We start from the raw sequence: 7,461 nt of genomic DNA on the forward strand, positions 1-7,461 counted from the left end.
TTTTCCCGAAAATGCTCATGTCTGCTCCCCGAAAAGGATCCGTTGGAAGGGCCTTGAGTGGCACTTATAGACCAAGTTACTGCGTAGCGCCCGCAAAGTTCCGCGAGCCAGCACGCAGCATCAGCTTATCTGCGGCGAAATGACGACCGAATGACACCGTCGAGTTGCGCTGCGGCATCGAATTTCACCCAAGCGTGAGGGACAGGACTCGCAAATGGGCGTACGCTTCCAGCTCAGCTCGCGATGTCATCCGGAATTCGCGTCTGGTCGGGATCGCGGGACTTCAGAGAATGGCGGCCGCTCGCGCCGTTTGCCGGCGCCGAATTCGGCCGCTCGGCAAGGGAGCTAGCGACCATGGCCACACTCTACCAGGGCAATGTCCCCACGATGGCCCAGCCCACTGATGCGGCTGGACCGGTGATCCGAACCATCCAGCTGTCCGATCTGCACGATGCGCTGAGGCGCGGCTGGGAAGATTTCAAGGCCGTGCCGAGCCACGCCATCATTCTCTGCGTGATCTATCCGGTGCTCGGCCTCGTGCTCGCCCGCGTGGTGATGGGCTATTCGGTGCTGCCACTGTTGTTTCCGCTGGCCGCCGGCTTCGCGCTGATCGGGCCCTTCGCGGCCCTCGGTCTCTACGAGCTCTCCAGCCGGCGCGAACGCTATGAGGAAGCCAGCGCCTGGGATGCGATGGAGGTGCTGCGTTCGCCCTCGTTCGGAGCGATGCTCGGCCTCGGTACGTTGCTGCTCGCGCTGTTCGTGACCTGGGTTGCGACCGCGCAGGCGATCTATGTTGCGGCGTTCGGCTATGAGGGCGTCACCGGGCTCTCGGACTTCATGACGCGCGTGCTGACGACGCAGCAGGGCTGGTGGCTGATCGTGGTCGGCTGCGGCGTCGGTTTCCTGTTCGCGCTCGCCGCGCTGTGCATCAGCGCCGTGTCGTTCCCCTTGATGCTGGACCGCCATGCCGGCGCGTTCGAGGCGATGAGCACCTCGCTGCGCGTGGTCGCCAGGAACCCGGTGCCGATGGCGGCCTGGGGCTTGATCGTCGCGGTCCTGCTCGCGCTCGGCACGATCCCGGCGTTCCTCGGCCTTGCCGTGGTGATCCCCCTGCTCGGCCATGCCACCTGGCATCTCTACCGCAAGGTGATCGTCTCGGAGCCCGGTGCACGTCCGGTGCCGCCCCCGCCGCATCGTCCGCGCAAGCCGGCTGCCGACTTCCCGGCCAACCTCTTCCCCTGGCGTAACAGGACGGACGCCTGACGATATCGTGACATGCGATCCTGCCCTGGTTCGGGCAGGATCGCGGCCTGTCGCACGCCTTGCTTTGGCCGCGGTTCCGATCGAGATTGCCGGCCGGCCAGATCGCTTCACGGAATTCATTACCTCGAATGACCTCGACGATTTCTCGTCTCGCTCTCGCAGCCTTCGCTCTCTCCGCGTCAATCCTGTCCGCCCAGCCAGCGTTCGCCGCGGTTGCCTGCGGCTCGGGCAATTTCGATGCCTGGCTTGCGGACTTCAAGACCGACGCTGCGGCCAAGGGCATTTCACAGCAGGCCATTGCATCTGGTCTCGCCGGCGTGACGCTCGATCAGAGCGTGCTCAACCGCGACCGCTCGCAAAAGGTCTTCGCCCAGACCTTCGAGGAATTTTCCGGCCGCATGGTGCCGCCGCGCCTGGAGCGCGGCTCCAACAGGATGAAGCAGTACGGCTCGGTGCTGTCGCGCATCGAGCAGACCTATGGCGTTCCCGGCGAGGTCCTGGTCGCGATCTGGGGCCTGGAGACCGATTTCGGCGTCAACACCGGCAAGTTCGCCACGATCCGCTCACTCGCAACACTGGCCTATGATTGCCGGCGCGCGGAGCAGTTTCGCGCCGAGCTGCTGGACGCGCTGCGCATCGTCCAGCGCGGCGATCTCGTGCCAGCCGAGATGAAGGGCGCCTGGGCAGGCGAGCTCGGCCAGACCCAGTTCATGCCGTCGTCCTGGATGAAATACGCCGTCGATTTCGACGGCAACGGCAAGCGCGACCTCCTGCACAACGCGCCCGACGTGCTCGCCTCCACCGCCAATTATCTTGCCGGCTATGGCTGGCAAAAGGGCAAGGATTGGCAGCCGGGCAGTCCGAATTTCGCGGTGCTGCAGCAGTGGAACAAGAGCGAGGTCTATTCCAAGACTGTCGCCTATTTCGCCACCCAGCTGGCGCGCGCCCCCTAAACACCCATCAACAAACGCGTAGGGGCCGATCGCCCGGCGACCGGCCCTCTCTTGTGCGTCTACCTACCCATCACTTGCCCATGGTGGCGTGCATCGCCTTGTTAAGATGCGCGCCGCACGCACCCATCTTGCCATTGAGCAGCGAATCCTGCGCAGCCGCGATCTCCTTCTGCGCGACGAACTTGCTGTCACCGTCGGCCATGTTCTCGATCGCGGTCTCCGTCTTCTCCAGGTTGGCCGAGCTGCAACCGCCCGTGGCATGCTTGGCGGCTTGGGCCGGCGCAACGGCGAACGCGACGGCGGCAATTGCGATAACCCCGAGTAACTTCGTCATGACGTTACCTTCCTTCTCTTGATCTTGGGACAGACCCGGCGACATTGCCGGAATCTGCAACATGACTTTCCTCCCGACGCGGCAACTTGCCGCAATAAATTCCCCGCGAGAATTGCGTGATGTTGCGCGCCGCGCAGAGCCGCATGCGAAATTTCTGATTTTCATTACATCTCGGTAATCATCGCCACACGCTCGGCGTGTGTGCGCTGCGTTATCTTGGGTGCGAATGGGCCGTTCCGCTGCATTTCGTCGCCAACCCTGCTCCGGCAAAGCCCCTAGGACCATTACAAGAAGTGAATTTAAATTCAGATCGGCGAGGTCTGCCTCATGCGAATCACGCATGCCGGACTTGGGTATAGAAGCTGAGCGTCCGACTTGCCGGTGACAGGAACGCAACCTATTTCGGCTATGATCTAGATCAATCGACAGCTCTTAAATCCGTGATTTCACGGGAGTTTGTCGCTAGATTCGGTCCATACCGTCCAAGCCTTGAACGGGACTGGCGAGAGGTTAAGCGTCCCTTACCCATGGTATGCGCTACTCGCTTAGCTGCATCGCAACATCGGAACTTTCGCACTGCACCACTCTCACCTATATTCATTTCAACGATGCAGCCCGGGCAAGGGCTGAATCGAACTACAGGAGACTACCAATGCTGCTCTCGCTCATCCGCATGATCCAGGCCTTCCGGGACTATCAGCGCAATGTTGCCGAGCTGTCCCAGCTCAGCGATCGCGAACTGGCCGATATCGGCCTCGATCGCTCGGACATCCCGCGCGTTGCCGCCGGTCAGTATCAGGGCTGATATCGTTTCAGCCCTTCCACCGGAACGGACCGATAGCGCCCGCCTCGTGCGGGCGTTGTCGCATCTAGCGGCAGAAAACTCGATCTCGGCGATTCCACTCCCCGCCGAAAAGCGCTACCTGTCCGCCCCATGACAGGACCTCAATCCAACATCGTGCACGTGATCGGCGCCGGCCTTGCCGGCTCTGAAGCCGCCTGGCAGGTGGCCAAGGCCGGCGTGCCCGTGGTGCTGCACGAGATGCGGCCGACCCGCATGACCGAAGCGCACCGCACCGACGGGCTCGCAGAGCTCGTCTGTTCCAATTCGTTCCGCTCGGACGACGCCGCCAACAACGCCGTCGGCCTGCTGCATGCCGAAATGCGCCGGCTCGATTCGCTGGTCATGCGTGCAGCCGACGCCAACCAGGTGCCTGCTGGCGGCGCTCTCGCCGTCGACCGCGACGGCTTCTCCGCGGCCGTCACCGAGGCGCTGAACGACCATCCCCTGATCCAGATCGCCCGTGGCGAGGTCAAGGGCCTGCCGCCGGCCGATTGGAGCAACGTCATCGTTGCAACCGGTCCCCTCACCTCGGCTCCACTGGCCGATGCCATCCGCGAGCTGACCGACGAGAACGCGCTCGCCTTCTTCGACGCGATCGCGCCGATCGCGCATCGTGAATCCATCGACATGTCGGTGGCCTGGTTCCAGTCGCGCTACGACAAGGTCGGCCCCGGCGGCACCGGCGCGGACTACATCAACTGCCCGATGACCAAGGAGCAGTATGACGGCTTCGTCGCTGCGCTCATCGCCGGCGAGAAGACCGAGTTCAAGGAGTGGGAGACCAACACACCCTATTTCGACGGCTGTCTGCCGATCGAAGTGATGGCGGAGCGCGGCCCCGAGACTTTGCGCCACGGCCCGATGAAGCCGGTCGGCCTCACCAATCCGCACGATCCCACGACCAAAGCCTACGCCATCGTGCAGCTGCGCCAGGACAACAAGCTGGGCACGCTCTACAACATCGTCGGCTTCCAGACGAAGCTGAAGTATGGCGAGCAGCAGCGCATCTTCCGCACCATTCCCGGGCTGGAGAAGGCCGAATTCGCCCGCCTCGGCGGCCTGCATCGCAACACCTTCCTGAACTCGCCAAAGCTTCTCGACAGTCAGCTGCGCCTGCGCGCGCAGCCGCGGCTGCGCTTCGCCGGCCAGATGACGGGCTGCGAGGGCTATGTGGAATCGGCCAGCGTCGGCCTGATCGCGGGTCTCTATGCAGCGGCGGACGCGCGCGGCGAGACGCTTGTCAGCCCGCCGGGCACGACCGCGCTCGGATCGCTGCTCGGCCACATCACCGGCGGCCATATCGAGACCATCGAGCCCGGCACACGGTCGTTCCAGCCGATGAACATCAATTTCGGTCTATTCCCACCGCTTGCGACCGCGCCGACGAAGAAACCCGACGGCACGCGCCTGCGCGGTAACGAGAAGACGGTGGCCAAGAAGCAGGCGATGAGCGCACTGGCACTCGCCGATCTCGATCGCTGGATCGCCGATCATTTGCGCATTGCCGCAGCCGCGTGAGTTTGCGATGAGCCTCCCCAAAGACGACGCCGCGACGCTCTCGGCGCGCTGGACCGAGGGCGTGCTGCTCAAGCGCGACGTGTTCTCGACCGTCGAGCGCGGGCGCTTCCGCGGCGAGAGCGGCGAGGTCGATGCCGTGCTGCGCCGGCTCGACGAAGTGCCGTGGTGGTCGTTTCTCCTGGCGCGCCATCTGTTCGCCCGCGAGAAGCACGCTCTGGCGCTCGCCAAAGGCCTCAACGTTGGTCCGGAGCTGCTGTGGGCCGGACGCCGTGCGCTGGTGCGCGGCTTCGTCGACGGCGTCGCTTTGCATCTGGCAAAGCCGCATGGCGACCTCGCCTATTTCCGCTCGGCCAAGGCGGCCCTGCGCCGGCTGCGCCGCGCCGGTATCTGCCACAACGATCTTGCCAAGGAACAGAACGGGCTGGTCGGCCGCGACGGCCTCGCCTATGTCACCGACTTCCAGCTCGCCGCCTGCTTTGCACGGCGCGGCCGGCTCTATCGCATCCTGGCCTATGAAGACCTCCGGCATCTGCTCAAACACAAGCGCTCCTACGCACCTGAGGCGCTGACGCCGCGCGAGCGAAAGATCCTTGCGAAGAAGTCATTCGCCGCCAGCCTGTGGCTTGTCACCGGCAAGAAGGTCTACCGCGCGATCACGCGCGGCCTGTTCAACTTCACCGATCGCGAGGGCGGCGGCCGCAGGCTCGTGAATGACGCGCCGGTGCTGACCGAGCTGATCCGCAAAAACCCGGCCGTGCGCGACACCGCCATCGTGGCTTTCGCGGACCGCCGCTCCGGCGTCGGGCTCTATGCCTTCGTCGAAGCCGACCAGGCCACGCTCGAAGGCCAGTTGCGGAACGAGCTTGCGGCCGCAAAGGGGCCGAAACCGCCGGAGCACATCCAGGTGGTGCACGCGCTGCCGCGCGACGCCGGCGGCAAGCCGCGCACCGAGATCCTGCAACTGGTTGCCATGAACCAGCTCGACCTGATCGAGCCGATGATGAAGAACGACCAGGACCGCGCTTTCCTCAAGGACATCCTGGAACAGCGAAAAAATCTGCGCGACCGCTTCAACTTCGAGGCGGATCTGCCAACTCACTGACGGCCCCCCCTCGCCTTGAAGCGTCCACATTGGCGATAGAGAAGCGGTCGGACAAGGCAGGCGCGGCGGGGTCATGGGCGCTCGGGGGACGATGATGCATCATCTGGTGGGCGGCCTGATTGCCGGCCTTCTGCTGCTGGCGGCCGCGCCCGCAATGGCCGAGACCCCGGCCGAGCTGATCTCCAGCTTCCGCCTCAAGCACGGTGAAGTTCGCGTCGTCCGCGATTCCACCCTCGACCGCATCGCCATGGACCAGGCCCGCGCGATGGCGGCGAAAGATGACCTCAGTCACGACGCGCTCGGCCCCTTCAACCGCCGCGTCGCGCCCGCCGGCGCGGGCCGCGCCGCAGAGAACATCGCCTACGGCTACGACAATTTCGAGAAGACCCTGGGACAGTGGATCGACTCGTCCGGGCACCGCAAGAACCTGTTGCTGCACAACGCCTCCCGCGTCGGCATCGCCAGCGCCAGGAATGCCAGCGGCAAGCGCACCTATTGGGCCATGGTGATCGCCGGCGATTATGAGCCGAAGGGCAAGGGCAAGAAGAACAAGGACAAGGAGCCCCTAATTGCCGTGAAGCGGGAAGCTGCGCCTGCGAGCAAGCCCAAATCGAGCAACTGCCACGTCAAGCTGCTCGGCCTCTGCATCTAAGATCCAGCCGACGTCCCTGGCCTGACGTCTTGCTCGGCCCCTTCGGCGCGTCTAATTCATGCATGAGGGATCGCGAGAAGTGGAGGCGTTGGTGATCGACATCGACCAAATTCGGTCTGACACACCGGCCGCCAGTCGGCTCGCGTATCTCCACAATGCGGGGGCGGCGCTCATGCCGACTTCCGTTGTCGCGGCGATGAAGCAGCATATCGATCTGGAAAGCGAGATCGGAGGCTATGCGGCCGCGGATCGCGAGACCGACCGGCTCGAAGCGGTCTACGGCTCGGTGGCGCGTCTGCTGAATGCCGCACCCGACGAGATCGCGCTCGTGGAGAACGCGACGGTCGCCTGGCAGATGGCGTTCTACGCGCTTCCGTTTCGCAAGGGTGACCGCATCCTGACTGCTGAGGCGGAATACGCGGCCAATTATGTCGCGTTCTTACAGGTCTCCAAGAGGACCGGCGCGACGATCGACGTCGTGCCGAGCGATGCCAGCGGCGAGCTCGACGTTGACGCGCTCGAGCGCATGATCGATGAGCGCGTAAAGCTCATCGCGATCACCTGGGTCCCGACCAATGGCGGACTGGTCAATCCGGCGGCAGCGGTCGGCAAGATCGCGCGGGCACGCGGCATTCCCTATCTGCTCGACGCCTGCCAGGCGGTCGGCCAGATGACGGTCGACGTCGAAGCCATCGGCTGTGACATGCTGTCGGCCACGGGTCGCAAATTCCTGCGCGGCCCGCGCGGCACCGGCTTTCTCTACGTTCGCCGCGCACTGCTGCAACGGCTCCCGCC

Annotated in this window: 8 protein-coding genes; 7 read left to right on the plus strand and 1 reads right to left on the minus strand. The window is 64.4% G+C overall.

Annotated features, from left to right (window positions below; translation table 11 throughout):
• Nucleotides 1–354 precede the first annotated feature (354 nt).
• A complete protein-coding gene (locus IC66_RS0122730) occupies nucleotides 355–1,263 on the plus strand; it encodes a DUF2189 domain-containing protein (RefSeq protein WP_028144489.1) in 909 nt (302 codons plus the stop codon).
• Nucleotides 1,264–1,391: 128 nt separating this feature from the next.
• Entirely contained in the window at nucleotides 1,392–2,216 is an 825-nt protein-coding gene (locus IC66_RS0122735) for a lytic murein transglycosylase (protein ID WP_018317895.1), read from the plus strand.
• A gap of 70 nt (nucleotides 2,217–2,286) precedes the next feature.
• Here the strand turns inward: IC66_RS0122735 and IC66_RS0122740 are convergent, their stop codons facing one another.
• On the minus strand, nucleotides 2,287–2,613 hold the full coding sequence (locus IC66_RS0122740; RefSeq protein WP_038949145.1) for a hypothetical protein: 327 nt from the start codon (nucleotides 2,611–2,613) through the stop codon (nucleotides 2,287–2,289).
• A 589-nt stretch (nucleotides 2,614–3,202) separates the two neighbouring features.
• Between IC66_RS0122740 and IC66_RS43570 the strand changes: the two genes are divergently transcribed.
• From IC66_RS43570 to IC66_RS0122765, 5 genes are all read left to right on the plus strand, one after another.
• On the plus strand, nucleotides 3,203–3,355 hold the full coding sequence (locus IC66_RS43570; RefSeq protein WP_007590701.1) for a DUF1127 domain-containing protein: 153 nt from the start codon (nucleotides 3,203–3,205) through the stop codon (nucleotides 3,353–3,355).
• A 129-nt stretch (nucleotides 3,356–3,484) separates the two neighbouring features.
• Nucleotides 3,485–4,912 (plus strand): methylenetetrahydrofolate--tRNA-(uracil(54)-C(5))-methyltransferase (FADH(2)-oxidizing) TrmFO, encoded by a 1,428-nt coding sequence (gene trmFO / locus IC66_RS0122750; protein ID WP_038949146.1) that lies wholly within the window; start codon nucleotides 3,485–3,487, stop codon nucleotides 4,910–4,912.
• Nucleotides 4,913–4,919: 7 nt separating this feature from the next.
• On the plus strand, nucleotides 4,920–6,014 hold the full coding sequence (locus IC66_RS0122755) for a serine/threonine protein kinase (protein ID WP_038949147.1): 1,095 nt from the start codon (nucleotides 4,920–4,922) through the stop codon (nucleotides 6,012–6,014).
• 94 nt (nucleotides 6,015–6,108) lie between these two features.
• Nucleotides 6,109–6,666: a CAP domain-containing protein gene (locus tag IC66_RS0122760; RefSeq protein ID WP_028144484.1), complete on the plus strand. Its 558-nt coding sequence runs from the start codon at nucleotides 6,109–6,111 to the stop codon at nucleotides 6,664–6,666.
• A 91-nt stretch (nucleotides 6,667–6,757) separates the two neighbouring features.
• The coding region (locus IC66_RS0122765; protein ID WP_038949149.1) for an aminotransferase class V-fold PLP-dependent enzyme at nucleotides 6,758–7,461 on the plus strand (704 nt) is incomplete at its 3' end.

Origin of the sequence: Bradyrhizobium genomosp. III (genome assembly GCF_000261705.1) — a bacterium.
Classification (GTDB): Bacteria; Pseudomonadota; Alphaproteobacteria; order Rhizobiales; family Xanthobacteraceae; genus Bradyrhizobium; species Bradyrhizobium ottawaense.